We start from the raw sequence: 25,675 nt of genomic DNA on the forward strand, positions 1-25,675 counted from the left end.
AAGACGCCGTATTTCTTTTGTTAGAACAAGCATCCTTGTAGGCTCGACCCGCGCCGTCCCTGGCGCGGACGCTTTACTCTTCTGCCTGCCCTCACCTTGTAAGATCGAGTTATTGGGGTTTATCAGCAGCCTGTATTATTTGCTGCAAGAATTATTCGTAGTCACTGATAGGTACGCATGAGCAGAACAAATTACGGTCACCGTACACATCATCCAGACGTTTCACGCTCGGCCAGTATTTATTCTCCATCACACCTGCCACCGGGAATACCGCTAGCTCACGACTGTACGGATGCTGCCACTCATCGACCAGCTCAGCTTGAGTATGCGGCGCATTCACCAACGGGTTGTCTTCCAGTGGCCATTCACCACGAGCCACTTTCTCGATTTCCGCGCGGATAGCCAGCATGGCGTCGATAAAGCGGTCTAACTCAACTTTACCTTCTGATTCAGTCGGTTCCACCATCAGCGTGCCCGCCACCGGGAAGGACATGGTTGGCGCATGGAAGCCGAAGTCGATTAAGCGCTTGGCGATATCCATCTCACTGATTCCGGTCGCTTCTTTCAGCGGGCGAATATCCAGAATACATTCATGCGCCACCCGGCCATCATGGCCGGTATACAGCACCGGATAGGCCTCTTTCAGGCGAGTTGCAATGTAGTTGGCATTCAGAATCGCGACCTGACTGGCTTGTTTCAGCCCATCAGCCCCCATCATACGGATGTACATCCAGCTGATAGGCAAGATTGACGCACTACCAAATGGGGCCGCCGAAACCGCGCCCTGTTGGGTCGTCATACCATCAATTTGCACCACACTGTGGCCCGGAACAAACGGCGCTAAATGTGCTTTAACACCAATCGGCCCCATACCTGGGCCACCACCGCCGTGTGGAATACAGAAGGTTTTATGTAAGTTCAGGTGAGAAACATCCGCGCCAATATAGCCCGGAGTGGTTATTCCCACCTGCGCATTCATGTTTGCGCCATCGAGGTAAACCTGACCACCAAACTGATGCACAATCTGGCAAACTTCGCGGATGGTTTCTTCGTACACGCCGTGAGTCGACGGGTAAGTCACCATAATACAAGAGAGTTCATCACCTGCTTCACCCGCCTTCTGGCGCAGGTCGTGCAAATCGATATTCCCTTGCTTATCACAGGCCACCACCACTACGGACATACCGGCCATTTGTGCCGATGCCGGGTTGGTGCCGTGAGCCGAGCTTGGGATCAAACAGATATGACGGCTCGCCTGATTGCGGCTTTCATGATAACGGCGAATCGCCAGTAACCCTGCATATTCGCCTTGCGCGCCAGAGTTTGGCTGCATACAAACCGCATCATAACCGGTCAGTTGCACCAACCATTGTGACAGTTGACCAATCATTTGCTGATAACCCGCAGCTTGTTCCGGCGGGCAGAATGGGTGCAATTCAGCGAATTCCGGCCAGGTTATCGGGATCATCTCGGCGGCAGCATTCAGCTTCATGGTGCAAGAGCCCAGCGGGATCATCGCCTGATTCAGTGCTAAATCTTTGCGTTCTAAACGATGCATATAACGCATCATTTCGGTTTCGCTGTGGTAACGATTAAATACCGGGTGAGTCAGAATTGGCTCCTGGCGCAGCATGCCCGTTTGAATCGACTGACTATTCTGGCTGACTTTGGCATCAAGCAGGTCAATATCGAGACCGTGGTTATCACCAACTAACAAGGTGAAGAGAATTTGAAGATCTTCACGCGAGGTAGTTTCATCCAGCGTGATACCTACTGCACCATGAATATCAGTTCGCAGATTAATACCAAAACTCAATGCGCGAGCCAATACAGCAGCTTTATCTTTCACTTCGACAGTCAATGTATCGAACCAATGGGTGAAACGCAGTGCCAGACCAGCTTGTTGCAAGCCCGCCGCCAGAATATCAGTCATGCGGTGAATGCGACCCGCGATGCGCTGCAAGCCTTGTGGGCCATGATAAACCGCATACAAGCTGGCGATATTGGCCAGTAAAACCTGAGAAGTACAGATATTGGAGTTGGCTTTCTCGCGACGGATATGTTGCTCGCGAGTTTGCATCGCCATTCGCAACGCGGTGTTACCAGCGGCATCACGGGAAACACCGATAATCCGCCCCGGCATGGAGCGTTTAAACTCGTCGCGGCAGGCAAAGAATGCCGCGTGTGGGCCACCGTAGCCCATAGGGACACCAAAGCGCTGAGCCGAGCCAAACACCACATCAGCACCTTGCTTACCCGGTGCGGTCAACAGCACTAACGCCATAATATCGGCGGCAACACTGGTAATGATTTTGCGTTTTTTCAGCTCAGCCAACAGCGCGCTGTAATCATGTAGTTCACCCGTGGTGCCCACTTGTTGCAGCAACACACCGAACACGCCGTCTAACTCCAGCACTTTTTCTGCGCGGTCAACAATCACTTCGAAACCAAAGGTTTCTGCGCGGGTCAGGACGACATCCAGTGTTTGTGGATGGACATCATCGGCGACGAAGAAACGATTGGCGTCTTTGAGTTTACTGGCTCGTTTCGCCAACGCCATGGATTCTGCGGCTGCGGTGGCTTCATCCAATAAAGAAGCAGAAGCCAGATCCAGGCCAGTCAAGTCTTGGGTAAGTTGCTGGAAATTCAGTAATGCCTCAAGGCGACCCTGTGAAACTTCTGGCTGATACGGAGTGTAAGCCGTGTACCAACCGGGGTTTTCCAGCATATTACGTAGAATAACCGGCGGCGTCAGAACCGGGCTGTAGCCCATGCCGATATAGGATTTATAGCGCTGATTCTGGCTGGCGATCCCTTTAAGTTCCGCCAACGCCTGATGTTCTGTGGCGGCTTCCCCCACCGGGGGCGGGCTTGGCAATTGGATATCTGCCGGAACAATCTGCTGGATCAATGTACTTAACGAGTTGGCACCAACAGCGGCCAACATCTGTTGCTGTTGTTCAGCAGAGGAGCCGATATGGCGCTGAATAAAAGCATCGTTATGTTCAAGCTGGCTGAGATTCTGAGTCATTTGCTACACATTCCTGAATAGGGCATGGGACGGGAGATATTTGAGATTAACCGCGCCTTGGAGAGGTTTTAGAAATACTCACAAAGCCGAACTAAGGGGAAACACGTCGTTCGGGTCGTAGTGGCGTGAGCCACCGGTGCGCCCGCAGACGTGGTCAACCCTTAGCTCATTGCACTTCACTCACCTCAGGCTTTTTTCATTTATTCTTCAATGGTCGCCAGATACGCCTCAGCATCTAACAAACTATCCAACTCACTTTCATCAGAAGCTTTGATGCTAAATAGCCAGCCATCGGTATAAGGCGCGCTGTTCACCAGCTCTGGGGAGCTTTCCAGTTCAGCATTCACAGCGATGATTTCACCACTGATTGGCGCATAAATGTCAGAAGCAGCTTTAACGGATTCGGCAACAGCGCAATCGCTGCCAGCGGAAACTTCACTGCCCACTTCAGGCAAATCAACAAACACCATGTCACCCAGTAGCTCTTGTGCATGCTCGGTGATCCCGACGCTGTACACGCCATCACCATCGGCACGAACCCACTCATGAGATGACGCATATTTCAAATCTGCTGGTACATTGCTCATTGCTGCTCCTTAAAAAGGGTAGAGCCAAAAAGGTGTGGCTCGTAGAATTCGGAATACTCTAAATAATTACAGCGCGACCGGTTTACCCGCCCGCACAAAACCCGGTTTTGTGACCCGCACCGGCATTTCACGGTTGCGGATTTGCACTACTGCATTTTCACCTATCCCCGCAGGGACACGGGCCAGTGCAATACTAAAACCCAGTGTAGGAGAGAATGAACCGCTGGTTATCACGCCCACATGCTGATTGCCCGAATCATCAGAAAAATGCACCGGCAACTCATTACGTAATACACCTTTTTCGGTCATGATCAAACCTACCAATTGCTCAGTTCCGTTAGCACGTTGCTGCTCAAGTGCTTCGCGGCCGATAAACTGGCGGTCTTCTGGCAACCAGGCCACTGTCCAGCCCATATTGGCGGCGAGCGGCGAAACGCCTTCGTCCATCTCCTGACCGTAGAGATTCATACCGGCTTCCAGACGCAAAGTGTCTCGTGCACCAAGGCCAGCAGGTTTCACACCAGCAGCCAACAACTGTTGCCAAAATTCGACAACCCGTTCTTTAGGTAGCGCAATTTCGTAACCTGCTTCGCCGGTATAGCCGGTGGTGGCGATAAACAAATCATCAGCCTGAATACCAAAGAACGGCTTCATTCCTGCGATCGCTTGTTGCTGCTCAGGAGTTAGTAAGGTCGCGACTTTCTGTTGTGCTGTTGGGCCTTGCACTGCTACCAGCGCCAAATCATCACGTACAGTGACATCAACCTGATACGGCTCAGCATTCTGAATGATCCAGTTCAGATCTTTTTCGCGGGTAGCAGAGTTAACCACTAAACGGAAATAGTCTTCGCGTAGGAAATAGACAATCAAATCATCGATAACACCGCCGGAGGCATTCAGCATTGCGGTATAAAGGGCTTTGCCCGGTTGGGTCAGTTTGGCAACATCATTAGCTAATAGATAACGCAGGAATTCACGGGTACGAGCACCGTGTAAGTCGACAATAGTCATGTGCGAGACATCAAACATACCGGCATCCTGGCGCACGATATGGTGCTCATCGATTTGGGAACCATAATGCAATGGCATCATCCAGCCATGAAAATCTACCATGCGCGCACCGCACGCCACGTGTTGGTCATACAGCGGGGTCTGCTTAGCCATCTACTCTCCCTCAATATACCCTTCGCACTTGAAGCCGTAGGGGCGTTGGCTACGTTCATTCACCCGAATCACTTACCGGTGTAAGCTTATCGGGAATTCATTCGCTTGCCGCCTACCTACAACGCCAATTGCTTTGGCTATAACATGTCATGAGTGTTTTATACCGGCTTCATCCCCCAATAAAAATAGGCATGAACACCGTTACGCAAACAATACCTTTTACCCAACGTTATCACTGAATCCATCAGGTAACCATAAGCTAAAATAGGCGATAACCAGAGTTAGGACGACAAAAGGCAGGGGTATTGTGCAGAGTTTTCCACTGTAAAAATGCGCCCAGAGGCACATAATTAACAATTAAAGCGTAAAAATAGCGATGTTATATAACGAAACAACCAAAACCCTGTCAGAATCAACTTATCAGGCTTTGGTTGTACATAAAAAAACTAATGCGAAAAGTGGGCTGAAATTAGATTATTTCAACTGAGGCGGGTTTTATACCCTGGATTATTCATCGAGCCAATCGGGCAAATCATTTAACCCCATCGCCTGACGCACTAACTGTGGTTTGATACCCGGTAAGTTATCAGCCAATGTTAACCCAATATCACGCAGCAGTTTTTTAGCGGGATTATTTCCGGCAAATAAATCACGAAACCCCTGCATACTGGCTAGCATCACCGCAGCACGGTGTTTACGGCGACGTTCATAGCGGCGTAAATAAAGGTGTTGGCCAATATCTTTGCCCTGACGCTGCAAGCGCCGGAGTTCTGAAACCAATTCAGCAGCATCCATAAAGCCTAAATTCACCCCCTGCCCAGCCAATGGATGCACGGTATGGGCAGCATCACCGACCAAAGCCAACCGGTGAGCGGCAAAACTGCGCGCATATCGCCCGGTCAGTGGGAAGGTTTGGCGCTCGCTTTCAAGTTGGCATTGCCCCAGTCGCATATCAAATGCCATTCCCAACTCGCGGTTAAACTGCTCTGCGGGCAGTGCGGTTAACTCAGCGGCGCGATCAGGTGAGACTGACCAAACAATCGAGCTAAGATGCGGGTCGCTAAATGGCAGGAATGCTAAAATGCCGTCGCCATGAAACACCTGTCTGGCCGTGGCCTGATGGGCTTCTTCAGTGCGAATAGTGGCCACCAGCGCGTGATGGGCATAATCCCAAAATGTCAGAGGGATATCAGCATGTTGGCGCAACCAAGAGTTGGCCCCATCGGCCCCGACCACCAGTTTGGTGCTCAGCATCCGGTCATCTGTCAGCGTGATAAATGCCTCACTTTCGCCCCAAGCTACCTGTTTGATACTGGCGGGGGCCAGCAAGGTGACATCAGCCAATTGGCTTGCTCGTTGCCAGAGTGCCTGCTGAATGACCTGATTTTCAATAATATGTCCCAGATGGCTGAAACCATACTCATCGGCGTGGAAAGCAATTTTGCCAAAACTGTCTTGATCCCACACTTCCATGCCACTATAAGGGCTGGCGCGTAGAGCCAGGATGTTCTCCCACACACCAATTTTTTGCAGTAAGCGCTCACTGGCTGCATTGATCGCCGAGACCCGAAGCGCCAGCTCACCGCTCACTGGCGCAGGTAGCGGCTCTTGTTCTGGCTGGTGTTCCAGAATGGCGATACGCAGACCGCTGCCTTGCAACCCGCAAGCCAGTGCCAGGCCGACCATTCCGCCACCAGCGATTACCACGTCATATGATTGCATACCGAGATATATCCCATGAAAATATGAACTTTATTTACCCGATAGATTTCTCGATGCAGGAAGCAACGTGAAAGATGACGGGTAAAACTAGCGACCGCCCCATCCCAGCGTGCGCCGCGCGAAAGTATCACGGATTGCAGGTATCTGTTCCATCGACATCAAAGCAAGATTGCGGCCAACCACCAACGGCCCATAGCGGTTGGCAAACAGGCGAATTAACCCATCAGTGATGCCAATAGTTGCCTGTTGATCAGGTTCCCGCCACCGTTGATATTGACTGAGTACCTTATAATCACCGGGATCATCCCCCGCCCGCGCGATAGTTTCTGCTAATGTCATCACATCACGCAGACCGAGATTAAACCCCTGACCGGCAATCGGATGCAATGTTTGGGCGGCATTACCGACTAATGCCAGACGATGGCTAACATGGCGCGTGGCCGTGAGCAATTGCAGTGGGTAACTATGGCGTTTGCCAGCATGGAGCATTTTCCCCAAACGCCAGCCAAAAGCGCGCTGTAATTCCGCCAGAAAACGGACATCATCCCAGCTATCAACCTGTGCTCTATCTTCTTTGGCATGACACCACACCAACGAACTGCGCCCCTGAGACATCGGCAGCAGCGCCAACGGCCCATTACGGGTAAAGCGCTCAAAAGCACGCCCGTTGGGTAGCTCAGAAGTCGTGACATTAGCGATCACTGCAATCTGTTGATAATCCTGCTGCTGCCACTGAATGTTACAGGCCTGAGCCAATGCGGAATGAGAGCCATCCGCCGCCACCAACAGTTTAGCGTGAAGCTGTTGGCCTTTATCCAATGTCACCGTGGCAGATTCAGCCGTGCGAACCACATCAACCATTTTGGCCGGGCAATGTAGGGTCACTCCCGGTGCTTTCTGCAATAAGGCAAATAGCCGCTTACCCGCATCAAACAACTCGATAACCTGGCCCAGTGCCGGAACCCGATAATCTTGCGCCCGAAGGTTCACAAAACCGGAATGGCCACTATCACTGACGTGAACATGTTCTATGGCGGTGGCGCAATCGGCCAGCGCCGACCAGAGGCCAATACTATCCAATTGCTGACAGGTGCCGTGCGCCAAAGCAATGGCACGGGCATCAAAACCCGGATGCTGCCTGCTATCAGGACGTTGCGCTTCAACCAGCGCCACCGGCATCTTCCCATGCGTAAGGGATGAAATAGCCAGCGCCAATGTTGCACCGGCCATACCGCCACCGACAATTATCACGCTCATCAGTTATCTCGCTGCTGCCATAAGGGCTTCAATCTCATCGGGATCTTTTACCACACTGGCGGTCAGATTTTCATTACCCTCTGCGGTAATCACGATGTCATCTTCAATCCGAATACCAATACCACGATATTGCGGTGGAACATCGGCATCTGGCGCAATATATAAGCCCGGCTCAATGGTCAGCACCATACCAGGTTCAAGAATACGACCACGGTCACTGTTGATATAATCGCCGACATCATGCACATCCAACCCCAGCCAGTGGCTCAGGCCGTGCATAAAGAATGGCTTGTGTGCCTGTTCGGCAATAAGCTGCTCGATATCTCCTTTCAGGATGCCCAAATCAACCAAGCCGGTGATCATAATCCGCACAACCTGCTCAGTGACTTCGCGGATACTGGTGCCTGGCCGGAACAGCTCCAGTGCTTTGTTAATGGAGGCCAGCACGATGTCATAAATCTCGCGTTGCGCGGGAGTGAATTTGCCATTAACCGGGAAAGTACGCGTAATATCACCGGCATAGCCCTGATATTCACAACCCGCATCAATCAGCACCAATTCACCATCCCGCAGTTCGCACTCATTTTCGGTGTAATGCAGAATGCAGCCGTTCTCACCGCCGCCGACAATGGTGTTATAGGCCGGATAACGCGCACCATAACGGGTAAACTCATGCAGAATTTCCCCTTCCAACTGGTATTCGAACATTCCTGGGCGGCATTTCTCCATCGCACGGGTATGGGCTAACGCGCTGATTTCACCGGCTCGACGCAGCACAGCAATTTCTTCCTCTGACTTAAACAGACGCATCTCATGCAGCCATGGCCGCCAGTCAGTCAACGTTGCGGGTGCGCGTAGATTTTTACGAAAACCGTTACGTAACTTTTCCAGCGCCGCAAAAACAATTTTATCTGCATAATCATATTGCCCCTGCGCGTGATAAATCACATCAAGGCGATTAAGCAGCAAATAGAGTTGCTCGTCGATTTCATCGAAAGGTAATGCGCGATCAACACCCAACTTCTCAGGTGCGGCCTCTTGCCCTAAACGGCGGCCAAACCAGATTTCAGCGGTTAAATCCCGCACCCGGTTAAACAGCACGCTGTGGTTGTGAGTCTCATCGCTTTTCACCAGAATCAGCACCGCTTGCGGCTCATTAAAGCCCGTCAGATAGCTGAAATCGCTATTCTGCCGATATGGATATTCGGAATCCGCGCTGCGCGTGGCCTCTGGTGCGGCAAAAATAATAGCAGCACTGCCCGGGGCCATCTTCGCCAACAGCGCTTGACGGCGGTTCTGGTATTCTTGCTGAGTCATTACACTCTCCTGAAATATCCGATTTTTATCATTTAACGCATAACACTGATTCGTCTAGTGTAATGTCGGCTTGCGTATTTCCGGTGCAGTCGGTTTTTCTTGGGTAAATTCGATATGACACAAGATAGCCGCGACACGGACATACTCAATGACTTCTTCCAGCGATTGAGCCAATTCTTCCTGATCTTCATCTTCGTCATACCCTAACTGAGCGATATTCCGTAAATCATCAATGGCCTCACCCACTTCATCTTTCACTTGCGCCAACTTCGGTTGCAGCATTCCAAGCCCTAACAGGAAATGGTTTACCCAGCCGGATAATGCATCAGCACGGTCAAAAACAGTCACTTCTTCCCCTTCAGGAATCAGCAACTGGAACATAAAACCTTCGTTTTCCAGCGCTTCTTGTGTTGCTTCATGTAACTGTTGTAACGGCAAACCCAGGGCTTGTGAGAAGGCAATACCCTCATTGGTCAAGTCATGCACCAGTGCGCGCCAGCCATCGTCTTTACTGCCTCCGCACAGCATGCCGCTGATCAGGCCATGCATTTCAGCCGGGGTTAATGCCACTGCTTGCTGGTTCAATGCCAGGGCCAGTGATTGGTAAGTTGGTAATGTATTCTCTATAGACATGCGTATTGGTCATCGTTGGCAGGATAAGTTCGTGTTATGCTACCACCAAGAAAGGTCGCTATACCAGAAAACGCAATGCACTATATCCTATAGATTTCAAGATGCAGGAAGCGGCAAAGCCTCTTGTCACTTGAAAAATAATGGATATATACCCTAAATAATTCGAGTTGCAGGAAAGCGGCAATTGAGTGAATCCCGCTGAGTTGACGCCAGTCAATGATTCGGGCGAGCGAGAGCAGCCACCGCATATGCAGCTTGAAGGATGACGGGTATAAAGGGGTTGTATCTTGGTATTGAGATATATATAGTGACGCCCGCTTTGCAGCTACGAGCATTTTGCCTCTGGTTTTCAGGGCTGGCGCGAAATTAGTCAGGAAGGTGGCATGTCTGCACAACCAGTAGATATTCAAATTTTTGGTCGCTCGTTAAGAGTTAATTGTCCGCCAGAACAACAAGACGCGTTGAACATGGCCGCAGAAGATCTTAACCAACGGTTGCAAGATCTGAAAGTTCGCACTAGAGTCACCAATACTGAGCAGTTAGTTTTCATCGCGGCATTGAACGTATGTCACGAATTAGCTCAGGAAAGGTTGAAAACCCGTGACTATGCATCCAATATGGAGCAACGTATTCGGATGCTACAACAGACCATTGAACAGGCATTGCTTGAACAAGGTCGCATCTCTGAACGTCAGGATGCACAGTTTGAATAAATCTCTGTTGAATGATAGATTCAGCAGAGAGTAAAGAATTTCTCTGAGGTGTTCGTCAGCGGGTCAGTCCCCTGAGCCGATATTTAATACCAACAGAATGTAGTGCCTCCGTAACCGGTGCGCATGCTCGGTCCGCCGAGAAGCCTTAAGGTTGCGACGCTGCGTTCACCTTGAACCATGGGTTCAAGGGTTACAGCCTGCGGCGGCATCTCGGAGATCCCTTTCTTATCGTGTAACACGTATTTACGGTTATCACGTTCGTTCTGATACAGGCAATTTTCCTCTCACTTACCTCAGCTGCATATCTTTTATACCCTCAATAATTCGAGTTTCAGGAAGGCGGCAAGAGAGTGAGTCCAAATGAACTTACATAAGTAAGTGATTCGGGTAATTGAGCGTAGCCAACGCATATGCAACTTGAAGTATGATGGGTATAACATGCCTCTAAATCCGCAGCATGCCCTTGAGCGGCAAAAAATTCGCAGTGAAATCCGTGAGCGTCGGCGTCTTTTGACTCCTGAGCAACAACAACAATCCGCCAATCTCGCCGCCAGACAAATCGCTTCCCACGACAAAATTCAGCAAGCCAATACTATTGCACTCTTTCTCTCTTTCGATGGCGAGTTAGATACCGCTCCTGTTATCGAATTATTGTGGCAGCAGAAAAAACAGATTTATCTGCCGGTACTTCATCCTTTCTGTCCCGGCCATTTGTTGTTTCTCCACTATCGTCCTGATAGCCAGCTCATTCGTAATCGCCTGAACATTCTGGAGCCTCAATTAGATGTGCGCGATGTCTTGCCATTAAAACGACTGGATGTCGTGATAACTCCGCTGGTGGCGTTTGATCAAGATGGACAACGTTTAGGTATGGGGGGCGGATTCTATGACCGTACGCTACAAAACTGGCAGCAGGGTGGCCCCTATCCTATTGGTTTGGCTCATGATTGCCAGCAGGTAGAGCACTTACCGAGTGAACATTGGGATGTGCCGTTACCAGAGATTGTGACACCGACAAAGGTGTGGCAGTGGTAAGGTGGCCTACGCAACGATATAAAAAATAACAACAAACCCGGCATCAGCAGATACCGGGTTGTCGGTTACTATTCGCGCTACCAATATAATAAATATCAGTACAATAGGCGCGAGCGAATAGTCCCCGGAATCGCTTTCATTGCCTGCAAGGCTTTTTCTGCATTTTCCGCATCATCAGTCTCAACGTCGATAACGACATAACCAATATCAGCGCTGGTTTGCAAATACTGCGCGGCAATGTTGACATTCTGCTCAGCAAAGATTTTGTTGATGCTGGTCAGGATGCCTGGGCGGTTCTCATGGATATGCAGCAAGCGGCGAGTGTTATCACCGTGCGCTGGCAGAGAAACTTCCGGGAAGTTAACCGCAGACAGCGTTGAGCCGTTGTCGGAATACTTCGCCAGTTTACCGGCGACTTCATCACCGATATTTTCCTGCGCTTCTTGAGTTGAACCACCAATGTGTGGGGTCAATAGCACATTATCAAACTCGCACAATGGTGAATTGAACGGGTCTTTATTGGTTGCTGGTTCTTCAGGGAAAACGTCGATTGCCGCCCCTGCCAGATGATTGCTCGCCAGCGCATCACAGAGTGCCGGGATATCAACCACCGTTCCGCGTGAGGCATTGATCAACATCGCGCCCGGTTTCATCAGAGCTAACTGCTCAGGGCCAATCATATTTTTGGTGGAGTGGTTTTCTGGCACATGCAAGCTAATCACATCACTCATATTCAGCAAGTCAGACAGATGACGTACCTGCTGTGCATTCCCCAACGACAGTTTATTTTCAATATCGTAGAAGAACACTTTCATGCCGACACTTTCAGCCAAAATACCTAACTGAGTCCCGATATGACCATAGCCGATAATACCCAGTTTTTTACCACGGGCTTCATAGGAACCGACTGCCAGTTTGTTCCACTCGCCACGGTGCGCTTTGGCGTTGGCGGATGGAATACCACGGAACATCAGCAGTAACTCGCCCAGTACCATTTCGGCTACCGAACGGGTATTGGAGAAAGGTGCATTGAATACCGGCACACCACGTTTAGTCGCCGCTTTTAAATCAACCTGATTGGTACCGATACAGAAACAACCGACTGCAACCAACTTTTCTGCTGCAGCAAAGACTTCTTCGGACAGATGCGTGCGCGATCGAATCCCGATGAAATGGGCATCACGAATAGATTCTTTCAGTGATTCGGTGTCTAAGGCACCTTTATGATATTCAATATTGCTATAACCGGCTGCACGCAGATTATCAACCGTGCTCTGGTGCACCCCTTCCACTAACAGAAACTTAATTCTGTCTTTCTCCAGTGATACTTTTGCCATGTCCCCGACCCTATTTTCAGACTTCAGATGTGGCTGCCGATATCGAATGAATCCGGTCAGCACCCAGTCAACATAACAAATATTTCGCTGGCAGCAATACAAACGATTGCCTTGCTGTCAGCATAACAAACAGTGCAAATGTTAATTTATGGAATAAAAAACTGGCAGGAAGTGAGTTAATGGCAGGTTAAGAAAATGAAATGAGTAAATGTGATATATATCACCAAATTTAACCATTTTAAGAAAAGAGTTTTAAAGGCAAAAATTATCAGGATGAAGCAACCAAACCTCATCCTGAATACATATTAGCTGATCACTTAAGTTCTACGGTTTTAACACCATCGGCAGTGCCAATTAGTGCAACATCAGCACCTCGGTTGGCAAATAGCCCCACAGTGACAACACCGGCAATATTATTAATTTTATTTTCAAGCGCAATGGCATCCAAAATAGTCAGATTATGGACATCCAAAATAACATTGCCGTTATCAGTCAAAACATTCTGGCGATATTCAGGTAACCCGCCTAATTTCACCAGTTCACGCGCCACATAAGAACGCGCCATTGGGATAACTTCGACCGGCAACGGGAATTTACCCAGCACATCAACCTGTTTGGAAGCATCGGCAATACAGATGAATTTACGCGCAATGGCCGCAATGATTTTCTCGCGGGTCAGAGCCGCACCGCCGCCTTTGATCATCTGCATTTGGCTGTTAATTTCATCAGCACCGTCGACATAAATGTCCAGCTCGTCCACTTCGTTGCAATCAAATACCTGAATGCCATAACTTTTCAGTTTAGCGGTAGAGGCATCAGAGCTAGAAACAGCCCCTTCGATCTGGCCTTTAATGGAAGCAAGAGCATCGATAAAATGTGCCGCAGTTGAGCCAGTACCGACCCCAACGATAGTGCCAGGTTTGACATATTCTAATGCTGCCCAGCCCACTGCTTTTTTAAGTTCATCCTGAGTCATGGTAAGTTCACGCCTTGATGTGAAAGAAAACCTGACGTCATTATAGAGCATATTAAGTGATAAAACGTCGCAATAAAGCCAACTCGTGTGATGGTTAATTTTAGCTGGATCACAGTTATGCCGGTTTATTTGTGGCGAGCCCCGCGGCATTCCGACATAGATAAATGATCAAAATGTGGCATAGTGCGGTATTAACTTAATATTTGGAGAGATGACTCCGATGAAACGCCCAGACTACCGTACGCTACAAGCGCTGGACGCGGTGATCCGTGAACGCGGTTTTGAACGCGCTGCACAAAAACTTTGCATCACCCAATCGGCGGTATCTCAACGCATTAAGCAGTTGGAGAATCTGTTCGGTCAACCACTGTTGGTGCGCACTGTGCCCCCCCGTCCAACTGAGCAAGGGCAGAAACTGCTCGCCTTGCTGCATCAGGTCGAATTGCTGGAAGAAGAGTGGCTCGGCAATGATAACGGCGGCGATACACCGCTGCTGCTGTCATTGGCGGTCAACGCCGACAGCCTGGCAACCTGGCTCCTGCCAGCCTTAAAACCGGTGTTGGCCGACTCCCCTATCCGGCTAAATTTACAAGTCGAAGATGAAACTCGAACTCAAGAACGGTTACGTCGTGGCGAAGTGGTAGGTGCGGTCAGTATCCAACCTCAGCCGCTGCCAAGCTGCCTGGTTGATCAGCTCGGCGCACTGGATTACCTGTTTGTTGCTTCAAAACCCTTTGCAGAACGTTATTTCCCCAATGGCGTGACCCGCTCGGCATTGCTGAAAGCACCTGCGGTGGCCTTTGACCATTTGGATGATATGCATCAGGCGTTTTTACAGCAGAATTTCGATTTGTCGCCGGGCAGCGTGCCCTGCCATATCGTTAACTCGTCAGAAGCGTTTGTACAGTTAGCAAGACAAGGCACTACCTGCTGTATGATCCCGCATCTGCAAATTGAAAAAGAGTTGGCATCCGGTGAATTAATTAATCTGACGCCGGGATTATTGCAACGGAGAATGCTGTTCTGGCATCGATTCGCGCCAGAAAGCCGGACGATGAGAAAAGTAACTGACGCCCTATTATCTTACGGGCGTCAGGTATTACGGCAAGACTAGCTTATTTGACGGCAGTGGCTGGCGTGTTAGAGCTGGTTTTTAGCTCAAATACCACATCAACCTGATCATCAAAATGAATGGTCTGTTGTTCGTAAGTTTGGGCGGCATCATTGGCTGGTGCAGCTTCGGCACTCTTGAACATACGCGCTACTGGCATTGGCTGGTAGTTAGCAACATGGTAACGAATGCTGTATACCGGCCCTAATTTCACCTTAAAACCATCTGCCAATGCACCCGCCTGACTAATGGCATTTTCAATAGCCTTTTTACGCGCCTGTTCACGGTAAGTGTCCGGATTGGCAACACCCAATTCCACGGCACGAATCTCATTCAGACCTGATTTTAACGCACCATCCAGCAACTCATTTAACTTATCCAGTTGGCGCAGTGTCACCTGAACCTGACGTACCGCACGGTAGCCCTTCAAGACAGCTTCACCGGTTTTTTGATAATCGTATTCAGGTTGAGTACGAATATTGGCAGCATTGATATCTTTTTTCTCAATGCCACTCTTACGCAGAAAATCAAAATATTGTGCGACGCGGGTATCTGCCTGTTTTTTGGCATCTGCGGCGTCTTTGGCAGATACACTCACTTCAATGGCAATAGTAGCGATATCCGGTGTTGCATCAACACTGGCGGTGCCGGAGGTAACAACATGCGGCCCTTCTGGCACTTCGGCGGCTTGAACTTGTAGCGCCAAAGGTAACGTCCCTAATCCCATCATTGCGGCCAAAGCCAATGTCTTCAACTTCACGGAAGCCTCCTAAGATAATCATAATAAAACTATGCACTAAATAATTCGAGTTGCATGAAGGCGGCAACTGAGCGAGTCCCCAGAAGCTTACACAAGTCAGTGACTGGGGTGAACGAAGGCAGCCAACATACATGCAGCTTGAAGTATGACGGGTATAAGACAACCGTAGCATATCTTACTAAATTAGGGATTCGGATTAATGATAAAAACTTACAGGTTCAATCCCTGTCGCGCTAACTGAAAAGCGATAAACCACATCACTCCCCCCACCAGCAAATTGATTACCCGCTGTGAGCCAGGCCGATTAAGCCACGGCGATAGCCACGCAGCCAACAATGCCAGAGCAAAAAACCAGGCAACTGAAGCGCTCACGGCACCAAAAGCAAACCAGGGCCGAACATCCGGTAATAACTGGCCTCCCAAGCTACCCAGCACCACAAAAGTATCCAGATAGACATGCGGGTTAAGTCAGGTCACCGCCAATAATGTCACGATAATGCGCCAGCGCCCTTGTGTACCAGCGGCAACCGCAGCAGATGAGCTATCTCCACGCCATGCGGCCATCAGCGCTCCCCAGCCATACCATAACAAAAATGCCACGCCGCCCCAGGTGACCAGTGCCAGCAGCAGGGGAGAGCGGTTCAGTAAGGCGCTACCGCCAAAAATACCGGCGCAAATTAAGATAATGTCACTAAGGGCACACAATGATGCACTCATCAAATGATGCTGCCGCTTAATTCCCTGATTCATCACAAAAGCATTTTGCGGCCCAAGGGGGAGGATCATGGCTGCACTCAGGGCAAAACCTTGCAAAAATACGGCTAACATACTGTTACCTTTAAATAATACTCAAAACTGATTGAGAGAATTGGGGAGGAATTAGCAGCATAGTACGGGGATAAAACCATCAGAGGAAATTGATATTTCTTATCTACTATAAGAAAAACTAATAATTAATAAACTGAAGCTCGCGCGGGAGAAAAATAAATGAAAAAGAGAAAAAACGGGCTAAAAATAGCCCGTCAGACCGCTGACAAACCCCAACGACTCGATCTTGCAAGGTGAAGGCAAGTAGAAGAGTAAAGCGTCCGCGCCACGGATGGCGCGGGTCGAGCCCCCAGGGAAGGGTTTACGGCGTCTTTACGATCTGCCTGTTTTCACCGTTACGGGCACTTTGTCATTAACCTCAAACGGGCTAAAAATAGCCCGTATTGACCGCTGGCAAAGTCAACTGAAGGGGAATCGTGCCATTGGGGTCGTAGCGACGGAGTTGCCGGAGCGCCCCTGGGTGCGGTAACCCCTTCACTCACTCGCTATCAGCAGCTATGCTGTCGGAGCAGATTCTGCTTTATCAACCTGATGCAAATGCACATCCATCTGTGGATATGGAATGCCGATTTTGTGAGCATCCAATGCACGTTTGAAGTTTTCCATCAAATCCCAATACACTTCCATCGCATCGCCATTAGTAGTCCAAACGCGCACCGTGAAGTTGAGAGAAGAAGCAGCCATCTCATTCAGACGCACGGTAACCCCTTTGTCATGCATAATGCGTGAATCGGCTGCAATGATGTCACCCAGCACTTTCTTCACCACATCAATATCTGCATCATAAGAGACACCGATTACCATATCTGTACGGCGGTTCGGTTCACGGCTGGTATTGATTATATTGTTGGCAATAATTTTACCGTTCGGTACAACAATGATTTTGTCGTCAACCGTCCGTAGCGTGGTTGAGAAAATTTGCACTTGCACCACGGTACCGGCTACGCCACCCAGATCGACGTACTCACCCGCTTTAAATGGACGGAAGGCCACCAGCAACACACCTGCGGCAAAGTTGGACAGTGAGCCTTGCAGCGCCAAACCAACAGCTAAACCAGCAGCACCGATGACCGCAATCACTGACGCGGTTTGCACCCCAAGACGCCCCAGAACCGCCACAATAGTGAACGCCAGAATGCTGTAACGCACCATTGCTGCCAAAAAATCCGCAACAGTGATATCAATTCCGCGCAATTTCATCACTCGGCCAAGCATGCCAGAAACCACTTTGGCAATAATCGAACCCACAATCAGAATCAATAAGGCTGCGATAAGATTAACTGCATACTGAATCAGTAATTCCTGATTATTCACCAACCAAGTACTCGCTTCATTGATTCCATCAACTACGTTTAATTCTTCCATTTAAACCACCCTACAAAAAAGTCCCCGCTGGGGAGATTACGCAAAAATTACCGCCATTGTTAACCCCATGACAGCCATGCCTGTTTAGGGTAACCAACAATAGGCCGTGTTGCCAATTTTGATAGCAGGTGAACGGACGCAAATAGATAGCTCACTATCACTTCGCCATTACCTCTATGCAGCCAGCGCAATAAACGGAAAAAGGCCCCGCAGGGCCTTTTCAATCAGTCAAAATGAGACTGAATTACAGTACGTCAATTGCGTTCAGTTCTTTGAATGCCAGTTCCAGACGGGCAATCATTGAAGTCTGAGCAGCACGCAGCCATACGCGTGGATCGTAGTATTTCTTGTTCGGCTTGTCAGCACCTTCAGGGTTACCCAGTTGGCCTTGCAGATAGCCTTCGTTCTTTTTGTAGTAGTTCAGAATACCTTCCCATGTTGCCCATTGGGTATCGGTGTCGATATTCATTTTCACTACGCCGTAGCTAACTGCTTCTTTGATTTCAGCAGCAGTTGAACCTGAACCACCGTGGAACACGAAGTTCAGGCTGTTGTGCGGCAAATTGTGTTTCTTAGAAACATAATCCTGAGAATCACGCAGAATAGTTGGGGTCAGTTTCACGTTACCTGGTTTGTAAACACCGTGCACGTTACCGAAAGAGGCCGCGATAGTGAAACGTGGGCTGATTGCGTTCAGTTTTTCGTAAGCGTAATCAACATCTTGTGGCTGAGTGTACAGAGAAGAAGCGTCCATGTGGCTGTTGTCCACGCCATCTTCTTCACCACCGGTGCAACCCAGTTCGATTTCCAGCGTCATACCCAGTTTTGACATACGAGTCAGGTACTTGCTACAAATTTCGATGTTTTCTTCCAGGGACTCTTCAGACAGGTCGATCATGTGAGAAGAGAACAGGGGTTTGCCAGTGGCAGCAAAGTGTTTTTCGCCTGCATCCAACAAGCCGTCTAACCACGGCAGCAATTTCTTGGCGCAATGGTCGGTATGCAGAATGACTGGAACACCGTAGTGTTCAGCCATCTGATGCACATGGTGCGCACCAGAGATAGCGCCCAAGATTGCCGCACCTTGTGGCACGTCAGTCTTCACGCCTTTACCTGCGATAAATGCTGCACCACCGTTAGAGAACTGAACGATAACTGGCGCACCCACTTTAGCTGCTGTTTCCAGCACTGCGTTGATAGAGTCGGTGCCTACACAGTTAACCGCTGGCAGAGCAAATTTGTTTTCTTTTGCTACTGCGAACACTTTCTGAACGTCATCACCTGTGATGACACCTGGTTTTACGAAATCAAAAATTTTAGACATGTAAGTTGTCCTGTTTCGTCGACTGAAGATAGCAGCTATCCGGTGAGGATAGGCCCTAAATGTAAATCGCCTATACCCGTCATACTTCAAACTGCATGTGCGTTGGCTGCCATCATTCACTCAAGTCATTGAGTTATCTCAACTCCTTGAGTTCATTTCGTTGCCGCCTTCCTGCAACTCGAATTATTTAGGGTATAAAGCCCGCGAGCTTCATTAGCTAAAAGCGAAACGGGCGGCTCTCGCCCCCCGTTATCTAAATTACTGCTTAGCGCGCTCTTCCAGCATCACAACTGCTGGCAGTTTTTTCCCTTCTACGAACTCAAGGAAAGCACCGCCGCCGGTAGAGATGTAGGAGATTTGATCAGCAATACCGAACAGATCGATTGCTGCCAGAGTGTCACCACCGCCCGCGATTGAGAATGCTTCACTCTCTGCGATGGCGCGAGCCACGATTTCGGTTCCTTTACGGAAGTTAGGGAACTCGAACACACCAACCGGGCCATTCCACAGAATGGTTTTGGCGTTTTTCAGGATCTCAGCCAGACGCTCCGCAGATTCGTCGCCCAAGTCCAGAATTTGTTCGTCATCTTTGATTTGGTTAGCTGGTTTCAGCGTTGCCGTCGCAGTTTCAGAGAACTCGGTCGCAACACGCACATCAGTAGGTACTGGGATATCACAAGTTTCCAGCAGACGTTTTGCTTCTGGAATCAGGTCGGCTTCATACAGAGATTTACCGACGTTATTGCCTTGAGCGGCAACGAAGGTATTGGCGATACCGCCACCAACAATCAGTTGGTCTGCAATTTTAGACAGAGCACCCAATACCGTCAGTTTGGTTGAAACTTTAGAACCACCTACGATGGCAACCATTGGACGCGCTGGGTTACCCAGAGCTTTACCCAAGGCTTCCAGTTCTGCTGACAACAGCGGGCCAGCACACGCGATAGGAGCAAATTTACCCACGCCGTGAGTAGAAGCCTGTGCGCGGTGAGCAGTACCAAAAGCATCCATCACATAGACATCACACAGTGCTGCATATTTTTTGGACAGAGTTTCGTCGTCTTTCTTTTCGCCTTTGTTAAAGCGAACGTTTTCCAGAACAACCAACTCGCCAGCTGCAATTTCAACGCCATCCAGATAATCTTTCGCCAAACGTACCGGAGCAGACAATTTGTCTTTCAGGTAGTTAACCACTGGCAGCAAGGAGAACTCTTCGTTGTACTCGCCTTCGGTCGGACGACCCAAGTGAGAAGTAACCATTACTTTAGCGCCTTGCTTCAGTGCCGCTTCAATTGTCGGCAGAGATGCACGGATACGCGCATCAGAAGTCACTTTGCCCTCTTTTACCGGAACATTGAGGTCCGCACGGATCAGCACGCGTTTGCCAGCCAGATCCAGATCGGTCATCTTAATTACAGACATGGTGAATCCTCTTGTTGATTCTCTTTAAAGTTGCATAAGCTACACATCAACGCTGATATAACCGTAGTAAATTACGGAAAAACAATACGTTAGCATGCCATACTAGAAACCACTTTTGGCCATCGCCAATGTCGTATCCAACATTCTATTGGCGAAACCCCATTCGTTATCGCACCATACCAGCGTCTTAATCAGGTGCTGCCCGCTGACCCGCGTCTGGGTGCAATCGACAATCGCACTGTGCGGATCATGGTTAAAATCGGTCGACACCAATGGTAATTCCGTATAGTCAACTATACCACGAAATGAACCTCTTGCTGCCTTTTGCAAAAGCTGGTTAACCTCAGCCACGCCAACCGGGCTTGTAACACTGACACTTAAATCGATAGCCGTGACATTGATGGTTGGCACCCGTACCGAGATAGCTTCAAACCGGTCGCAAAACTTCGGAAAAATACGGGTAATCCCTGCCGCCAATTTGGTATCAACCGGAATAATTGACTGACTTGCGGCTCGGGTGCGGCGTAAATCCTGATGATAAGCATCAATCACAGGCTGGTCATTCATTGATGAATGAATGGTGGTGACAGTGCCGGATTCGATGCCAAAGGCCACATCCAACAACTGAATAATAGGAATAATACAGTTCGTAGTACAGGAGGCGTTGGAAACAATTCGGTGATCCGCCTGTAAATCCTGATGGTTAACACCATAAACCACCGTGGCATCCAAATCATGTCCGCCGGGATGGGCAAACAGCACCTTTTTGGCACCGGAGGCTAAATGTGCCTCGCCATCTGCACGGCTACCATAAACGCCGCTACAATCCAGAACTACATCAACTCCTAACTCACCCCAGGGTAACTGCCCAATTTCTGGCTGATGTATCAACCGGATAATATCGTCCCCGACGTATAATTTGTCACATTCCTGACGAACATCCCAGGCAAACCGGCCATGGCTGGAGTCATACTTCAACAGATGGGCCATCCCTTCTGCATTAGCCAACTCATTAATTGCCACCACTGAAATCTCTGCCCGACGACCTGATTCATATAATGCGCGTAAAACGCTACGGCCAATTCGGCCAAAGCCATTTATCGCTATGCGGATTGTCATGTTACTCCCTGCTTCTGGTTATTATCATGCAACCTCATAGCGTACTGCAGCGCACCCTAAGATGTTAATCGTCTTATCACAATTGGGCCAGAATACTTCCGACTTTTTCCTCAGCAACATGGCCTGAAACGGAAGGCAAATTATGACTGAAACGCTTCAGCCAGAATAAACCAAACTAATCATAAAAGGAATATCTGCCTGATAAAGGGCACAATTCACCCATCAATTGGCGAAAAAAAAGACCGCCTTGGCGGTCTCAGACTGCTGACAAAGTCCTGGCCTCCTGGCCGGGACTTTGATCTAATAGGGACAGGCTAAAAAACGAGCTTATTCCTATGCTAAAAGAATCTGCCCCTCAACAATATCAACTCGAAATGGTCACCCTCGAAGAGCTGGTGCCGCAACATCATTTAGTCCGCAAAGTCGATGCCGCCATCGATTTCGAGTTTATCCGCGACGAAGTCGCCCACCTTTATTGCCACGATAATGGCCGACCCGCCATTGACCCCGTCGTTCTGTTCAAAATGATGCTCCTCGGTTATCTGTTTGGCATCCCCAGTGAGCGCAGGCTGGTGCAGGAAATCCAGGTCAATGTCGCCTACCGCTGGTTCCTGCGGATGGGGCTGACCGACAAGGTGCCCGATGCCTCAACGCTCAGCCAGAACCGCATTCGCCGCTTCAATGGCACCGATATTTTTCAGCGTATTTTCGACAATATCGTCGAACAGGCCATCACCAAAGGCATGGTCGGCGGGCGGGTACTCTACACCGACAGCACGCATCTCAAGGCCAATGCCAATCCGCTCAAAGCCAAAAACCTGCCCCAACCGGTCAAAGCCAGCGCGTATATTGATGCGCTGAATGCCGCCATTGATGAAGACCGGGCTGCCACCGGAAAAAAGCCGTTAGCGCCGTCGACGACGGTGAAAATGAAGGACACCAAAGTCAGCACCACTGACCCGGAAAGCGGTTTTATGCACCGGGATAACAAGCCGAAAGGCTTCTTCTGGCTTGACCACCGTACCGTGGATGGCAAACACGGAATTATCACCGACACCTATACCACGCCCGGCAATGTGCACGACAGCCAGCCCTATATCGCCCGGCTGGAACGGCAACTCAGCCGTTTCAAACTTAATCCCATCGCGGTAGGTCTGGACGCCGGTTACTTCACTGCACCGGTGTGCCATCTGACGGAAAAGATTGATATCATTCCAGTTATTGGGTATCGGCGGCCCAATAAAGGCCAGAATGCCCTGCAGAAAAAACACTTTCGCTACGATGCAAAACAGGATGTTTATCATTGCCCGGAAGGGCAGCAACTTCTCTACAAAACCACCTCGCGTGAAGGCTATCGCCACTATCACTCGTCGCCTGAGGTCTGTGCGCAATGCCCACGCTTAAGTGACTGTACGCAAAGCAAAAACAGTCAGAAAGTGGTGACACGACATGTGTGGGAGGGGAGTAAAGAGCGGGCGAATCAGATGCGGCTGACGGCGTGGGGCAAAAAAGTGTACGCGCGACGAAAAGAGACGGTGGAGAGAAGCTTCGCGGATGCAAAGCAGCATCATGGCCATCGCTATGCGCGGTTCCGTGGGCTGATGAAAGTGCAAATGCAGTGCCTGCTTGCAGCGGCAGCGCAAAATATGAAGAAGATAGCGCTGCTGGCGCTATTTTATTGTTTATTAATGATATATCGGGTTCAAAACAGGGGTGTGGGATACGAAAAGATGTTGATGGCGTTACTGAAACATCTGACAGACGGGCAGGAAAAAAATATCGCGAACGCGACCTTCGGTCGCTAATAAGACAGAACCCCACAAAAAAGTGGGGTTCGTCAGCAGTCTGAGACCGCCTTGGCGGTCTTTTAACAGGTGCATTACCGAGATTCTCATCACCGTTTACAGTGATTCATCGCATTGGCAACGTCATACTGTTTTAACAAAAATTATTTCAACAACGCCTGCGCTTTCGCCACCACGTTTTCTACGGTGAAACCAAACTCTTTGAACAGCAATTCAGCCGGAGCAGATTCACCAAAGGTGTGCATACCCACCACGGCACCATTCAGGCCGACGTATTTGTACCAGTAATCAGCAATACCGGCTTCAACGGCAACACGCGCACTAACCGCAGATGGCAATACAGATTCACGGTAAGCCGCGTCTTGTTTGTCGAATGCATCAGTTGATGGCATAGACACAACACGCACTTTGTGGCCAGTAGCAGTCAGTTGGTCAGCAGCAGCAACCGCCAATTCAACTTCAGAACCGGTAGCAATAAAGATCAGTTCAGGCTGGCCGGTACAATCTTTCAGCACATATGCGCCTTTAGAGATATTGGCTAACTGCTCAGCAGTACGTGGCTGTTGCGCCAGGTTCTGACGAGAGAAGATAAGTGCGCTTGGGCCGTCTTTACGTTCCAGCGCATATTGCCACGCTACCGCAGACTCAACCTGGTCACATGGGCGCCAGGTGCTCATATTTGGTGTCACACGCAAGCTGGCCATCTGCTCAACTGGCTGATGGGTTGGGCCATCTTCGCCCAGACCGATAGAGTCATGGGTGTAAACAAAGATGCTGCGGATTTTCATCAGCGCGGCCATGCGTACCGCATTACGGGCATATTCCACAAACATCAGGAAGGTTGCGCCGTAAGGGATGAAACCACCGTGCAGAGCAATACCATTCATGATGGCGGACATACCAAACTCACGCACACCGTAGTGAATGTAGTTACCCGCGTGGTCTTCGCTCAGAGATTTAGAGCCAGACCAGATAGTCAGGTTACTTGGTGCCAGGTCAGCAGAGCCACCCAAGAATTCAGGCAACACTTTACCGAAAGCTTCCAGCGCATTTTGTGATGCTTTACGGCTGGCAATTTTGGCCGGGTTTGCTTGTAATTCTTCGATGAATTTCTTGGATTCAGTTGCCCAGTTGGCTGGCAACTCACCGCTGACGCGGCGTTTGAATTCAGCGGCCAGCTCCGGATACGCTTTAGCGTAAGCAGCGAACTTCTCATTCCAGGCAGCTTCTTTTGCCTTACCAGCTTCTTTAGCATCCCACGCGGCATAAATATCCTGTGGAATTTCGAATGCTGCGTATTTCCAACCCAATGCTTCACGGGTAGCGGCAACTTCGTCAGCGCCTAATGGTGCGCCATGTGAATCGTGGGTGCCGGCTTTCTTCGGTGAACCAAAACCGATAATGGTTTTGCACATCAGCAGTGATGGTTTGTCGGTAACTTTGTGGGCTTCTTCGATGGCCGCTTTGATGGAGTCAGCGTTATGACCATCAACACCACGAACCACATGCCAACCGTAAGCTTCGAAACGAGCAGCGGTGTCATCAGTGAACCAGCCTTCAACATGGCCGTCGATAGAGATACCGTTGTCATCATAGAATGCAGTCAGTTTACCCAGCTTCATGGTACCAGCCAGTGAGCAAACTTCATGAGAGATGCCTTCCATCATGCAGCCATCACCCATAAAGGCATAAGTGTGGTGATTAACGATATCATGGCCTGGGCGGTTAAACTGCGCGCCCAGTGTGCGTTCTGCAATCGCAAAACCCACTGCGTTGGCAATGCCCTGACCCAATGGGCCAGTGGTGGTTTCTACGCCAGCGGTATAACCATATTCAGGGTGACCTGGCGTTTTAGAGTGTAACTGACGGAAGTTTTTCAGTTCTTCCATTGGCAGATCATAACCAGTGAGATGCAGCAGGCTATAGATCAACATGGAGCCGTGACCATTCGACAAGACGAAACGGTCGCGGTCAGCCCAGTGTGGATTAGTTGGATTATGGTTCAGGTAATCACGCCACAGTACTTCGGCAATATCTGCCATGCCCATAGGGGCACCGGGGTGGCCGGAATTCGCTTTTTGCACTGCGTCCATGCTTAATGCGCGGATCGCGTTGGCAAGCTCTTTACGAGAGGACATGTTTTACTCCAGGTCGGATTAAAAAAAGCGT

At 49.7% G+C, this 25,675-nt stretch carries 19 protein-coding genes, 1 other RNA gene and 1 pseudogene; 5 read left to right on the top strand and 16 right to left on the bottom strand.

The genetic code is table 11. The annotated features are described in order from the left end of the window. Positions 1–151 precede the first annotated feature (151 nt). The 7 genes from gcvP to FGL26_RS11685 all read right to left on the bottom strand — a co-directional run bounded on the left by gcvP (position 152) and on the right by FGL26_RS11685 (position 9,711). On the bottom strand, positions 152–3,031 hold the full coding sequence (gene gcvP, locus FGL26_RS11655; protein ID WP_005173496.1) for an aminomethyl-transferring glycine dehydrogenase: 2,880 nt from the start codon (positions 3,029–3,031) through the stop codon (positions 152–154). 200 nt (positions 3,032–3,231) lie between these two features. Continuing rightward, positions 3,232–3,618, bottom strand: coding sequence for a glycine cleavage system protein GcvH (gene gcvH, locus FGL26_RS11660; protein WP_005173499.1), 387 nt, complete (start codon positions 3,616–3,618; stop codon positions 3,232–3,234). 66 nt (positions 3,619–3,684) lie between these two features. Then, positions 3,685–4,782, bottom strand: a complete 1,098-nt coding sequence (gcvT, locus tag FGL26_RS11665) for a glycine cleavage system aminomethyltransferase GcvT (protein WP_005173502.1) — start codon at positions 4,780–4,782, stop codon at positions 3,685–3,687. A gap of 507 nt (positions 4,783–5,289) precedes the next feature. After that, entirely contained in the window at positions 5,290–6,504 is a 1,215-nt protein-coding gene (ubiI, locus tag FGL26_RS11670; RefSeq protein ID WP_005173506.1) for an FAD-dependent 2-octaprenylphenol hydroxylase, read from the bottom strand. Positions 6,505–6,591: 87 nt separating this feature from the next. After that, entirely contained in the window at positions 6,592–7,761 is a 1,170-nt protein-coding gene (ubiH, locus tag FGL26_RS11675) for a 2-octaprenyl-6-methoxyphenyl hydroxylase (protein ID WP_005173509.1), read from the bottom strand. A gap of 3 nt (positions 7,762–7,764) precedes the next feature. Next, entirely contained in the window at positions 7,765–9,078 is a 1,314-nt protein-coding gene (gene pepP, locus FGL26_RS11680) for a Xaa-Pro aminopeptidase (protein ID WP_005173513.1), read from the bottom strand. A 54-nt stretch (positions 9,079–9,132) separates the two neighbouring features. Next, positions 9,133–9,711 (bottom strand): YecA/YgfB family protein, encoded by a 579-nt coding sequence (locus tag FGL26_RS11685; RefSeq protein ID WP_005173516.1) that lies wholly within the window; start codon positions 9,709–9,711, stop codon positions 9,133–9,135. Between the two features lie 383 nt (positions 9,712–10,094). Between FGL26_RS11685 and zapA the strand changes: the two genes are divergently transcribed. The 3 genes from zapA (at position 10,095) to FGL26_RS11700 (ending at position 11,459) form a co-directional block, all read left to right on the top strand. Further along, positions 10,095–10,424, top strand: a complete 330-nt coding sequence (zapA, locus tag FGL26_RS11690; RefSeq protein WP_004706812.1) for a cell division protein ZapA — start codon at positions 10,095–10,097, stop codon at positions 10,422–10,424. Between the two features lie 37 nt (positions 10,425–10,461). Next, a non-coding RNA gene (gene ssrS / locus FGL26_RS11695) (6S RNA) lies at positions 10,462–10,645 on the top strand. Positions 10,646–10,862: 217 nt separating this feature from the next. Then, the gene (locus tag FGL26_RS11700) at positions 10,863–11,459 is read left to right on the top strand and encodes a 5-formyltetrahydrofolate cyclo-ligase (protein ID WP_005173520.1); all 597 of its coding nucleotides are present in this window, start codon (positions 10,863–10,865) and stop codon (positions 11,457–11,459) included. 95 nt (positions 11,460–11,554) lie between these two features. On the opposite strand, the gene serA is transcribed toward FGL26_RS11700, so the two are convergent. Both serA and rpiA read right to left on the bottom strand, forming a co-directional pair. Continuing rightward, complete coding sequence (serA, locus tag FGL26_RS11705; protein WP_005163339.1) at positions 11,555–12,796, bottom strand: phosphoglycerate dehydrogenase; 1,242 nt, start codon at positions 12,794–12,796, stop codon at positions 11,555–11,557. A 313-nt stretch (positions 12,797–13,109) separates the two neighbouring features. Then, positions 13,110–13,772: a ribose-5-phosphate isomerase RpiA gene (rpiA, locus tag FGL26_RS11710; RefSeq protein ID WP_005163342.1), complete on the bottom strand. Its 663-nt coding sequence runs from the start codon at positions 13,770–13,772 to the stop codon at positions 13,110–13,112. A 220-nt stretch (positions 13,773–13,992) separates the two neighbouring features. Between rpiA and FGL26_RS11715 the strand changes: the two genes are divergently transcribed. Next, complete coding sequence (locus FGL26_RS11715; protein ID WP_005163344.1) at positions 13,993–14,886, top strand: LysR family transcriptional regulator ArgP; 894 nt, start codon at positions 13,993–13,995, stop codon at positions 14,884–14,886. Position 14,887: 1 nt separating this feature from the next. Here FGL26_RS11715 and FGL26_RS11720 read toward each other — a convergent pair whose 3' ends face one another. The 6 genes and pseudogenes from FGL26_RS11720 to epd form a co-directional block, all read right to left on the bottom strand. Next, positions 14,888–15,643: an oxidative stress defense protein gene (locus FGL26_RS11720; protein ID WP_005173525.1), complete on the bottom strand. Its 756-nt coding sequence runs from the start codon at positions 15,641–15,643 to the stop codon at positions 14,888–14,890. A gap of 210 nt (positions 15,644–15,853) precedes the next feature. Continuing rightward, a pseudogene (gene argO / locus FGL26_RS11725) lies at positions 15,854–16,471 on the bottom strand (arginine exporter ArgO). Between the two features lie 495 nt (positions 16,472–16,966). Next, a complete protein-coding gene (gene mscS, locus FGL26_RS11730; protein ID WP_005173531.1) occupies positions 16,967–17,836 on the bottom strand; it encodes a small-conductance mechanosensitive channel MscS in 870 nt (289 codons plus the stop codon). Between the two features lie 244 nt (positions 17,837–18,080). Further along, positions 18,081–19,160: a class II fructose-bisphosphate aldolase gene (fbaA, locus tag FGL26_RS11735; RefSeq protein ID WP_005173534.1), complete on the bottom strand. Its 1,080-nt coding sequence runs from the start codon at positions 19,158–19,160 to the stop codon at positions 18,081–18,083. A gap of 258 nt (positions 19,161–19,418) precedes the next feature. Further along, the gene (gene pgk, locus FGL26_RS11740) at positions 19,419–20,582 is read right to left on the bottom strand and encodes a phosphoglycerate kinase (protein WP_005173537.1); all 1,164 of its coding nucleotides are present in this window, start codon (positions 20,580–20,582) and stop codon (positions 19,419–19,421) included. Between the two features lie 102 nt (positions 20,583–20,684). After that, positions 20,685–21,701 carry an erythrose-4-phosphate dehydrogenase gene (gene epd / locus FGL26_RS11745; protein WP_005173540.1) on the bottom strand — a complete coding sequence of 339 codons (1,017 nt, stop codon included), beginning with the start codon at positions 21,699–21,701 and terminating at the stop codon, positions 20,685–20,687. Positions 21,702–22,036: 335 nt separating this feature from the next. Between epd and FGL26_RS11750 the strand changes: the two genes are divergently transcribed. Then, on the top strand, positions 22,037–23,506 hold the full coding sequence (locus tag FGL26_RS11750; RefSeq protein ID WP_005173543.1) for an IS1182-like element ISYen4 family transposase: 1,470 nt from the start codon (positions 22,037–22,039) through the stop codon (positions 23,504–23,506). Between the two features lie 143 nt (positions 23,507–23,649). Here the strand turns inward: FGL26_RS11750 and tkt are convergent, their stop codons facing one another. Further along, positions 23,650–25,644: a transketolase gene (tkt, locus tag FGL26_RS11755; RefSeq protein ID WP_005173546.1), complete on the bottom strand. Its 1,995-nt coding sequence runs from the start codon at positions 25,642–25,644 to the stop codon at positions 23,650–23,652. Positions 25,645–25,675 lie beyond the last annotated feature (31 nt).

It is taken from the genome of Yersinia enterocolitica subsp. enterocolitica (genome assembly GCF_901472495.1).
GTDB lineage: Bacteria > Pseudomonadota > Gammaproteobacteria > Enterobacterales > Enterobacteriaceae > Yersinia > Yersinia enterocolitica.

Coding starts and splice junctions, on each gene's coding strand:
- ubiH (WP_005173509.1), bottom strand. CDS start 7,761: ATGAGCGTGATAATTGTCGGTGGCGGTATGGCCGGTGCAACATTGGCG.
- mscS (WP_005173531.1), bottom strand. CDS start 17,836: ATGGAAGAATTAAACGTAGTTGATGGAATCAATGAAGCGAGTACTTGG.
- FGL26_RS11685 (WP_005173516.1), bottom strand. CDS start 9,711: ATGTCTATAGAGAATACATTACCAACTTACCAATCACTGGCCCTGGCA.
- FGL26_RS11750 (WP_005173543.1), top strand. CDS start 22,037: ATGCTAAAAGAATCTGCCCCTCAACAATATCAACTCGAAATGGTCACC.
- FGL26_RS11715 (WP_005163344.1), top strand. CDS start 13,993: ATGAAACGCCCAGACTACCGTACGCTACAAGCGCTGGACGCGGTGATC.
- zapA (WP_004706812.1), top strand. CDS start 10,095: ATGTCTGCACAACCAGTAGATATTCAAATTTTTGGTCGCTCGTTAAGA.
- serA (WP_005163339.1), bottom strand. CDS start 12,796: ATGGCAAAAGTATCACTGGAGAAAGACAGAATTAAGTTTCTGTTAGTG.
- gcvT (WP_005173502.1), bottom strand. CDS start 4,782: ATGGCTAAGCAGACCCCGCTGTATGACCAACACGTGGCGTGCGGTGCG.
- gcvP (WP_005173496.1), bottom strand. CDS start 3,031: ATGACTCAGAATCTCAGCCAGCTTGAACATAACGATGCTTTTATTCAG.
- fbaA (WP_005173534.1), bottom strand. CDS start 19,160: ATGTCTAAAATTTTTGATTTCGTAAAACCAGGTGTCATCACAGGTGAT.
- epd (WP_005173540.1), bottom strand. CDS start 21,701: ATGACAATCCGCATAGCGATAAATGGCTTTGGCCGAATTGGCCGTAGC.
- tkt (WP_005173546.1), bottom strand. CDS start 25,644: ATGTCCTCTCGTAAAGAGCTTGCCAACGCGATCCGCGCATTAAGCATG.
- ubiI (WP_005173506.1), bottom strand. CDS start 6,504: ATGCAATCATATGACGTGGTAATCGCTGGTGGCGGAATGGTCGGCCTG.
- pepP (WP_005173513.1), bottom strand. CDS start 9,078: ATGACTCAGCAAGAATACCAGAACCGCCGTCAAGCGCTGTTGGCGAAG.
- FGL26_RS11700 (WP_005173520.1), top strand. CDS start 10,863: ATGCCTCTAAATCCGCAGCATGCCCTTGAGCGGCAAAAAATTCGCAGT.
- gcvH (WP_005173499.1), bottom strand. CDS start 3,618: ATGAGCAATGTACCAGCAGATTTGAAATATGCGTCATCTCATGAGTGG.
- rpiA (WP_005163342.1), bottom strand. CDS start 13,772: ATGACTCAGGATGAACTTAAAAAAGCAGTGGGCTGGGCAGCATTAGAA.
- pgk (WP_005173537.1), bottom strand. CDS start 20,582: ATGTCTGTAATTAAGATGACCGATCTGGATCTGGCTGGCAAACGCGTG.